This window comes from Streptococcus suis (assembly GCF_002960445.1).
Classification (GTDB): Bacteria; Bacillota; Bacilli; order Lactobacillales; family Streptococcaceae; genus Streptococcus; species Streptococcus hyiners.
In genome coordinates, this window is sequence record NZ_POJD01000497.1 from 1 (window position 1) to 267 (window position 267).

The 267-nt window shown below is 41.6% G+C and carries 1 protein-coding gene; it reads right to left on the reverse strand.

Annotation, left to right across the window (positions count from 1 at the left end):
- Window positions 1–267: PTS system mannose/fructose/sorbose family transporter subunit IID (locus tag C1G53_RS12965; RefSeq protein WP_192873148.1), on the reverse strand; the 267-nt coding region annotated here is incomplete at both ends.

The window sequence follows — 267 nt, forward strand, 5'->3', positions numbered from 1 at the left end:
TTGACCAAGAATACCTTTCAACTCAGCACCAGTAACAGTACCTTCTGGGAAGACGATGTAAGCACCTTCTGACAATTGTTTAGCAGGAAGATCTACAGCGAAAGTAATAGATACCCAACGTTGAACAAGAACGGCAAGGATGAACATACCAAGGATTGAAGCACCTTTAGTGATGTCTTGAAGGATACCACCAGACATGTCTTTAGTGATTTCGCTACCAGCTTTGTAACCAAATTCTTGTGTATACCATAGGAAGGCCATACGAAT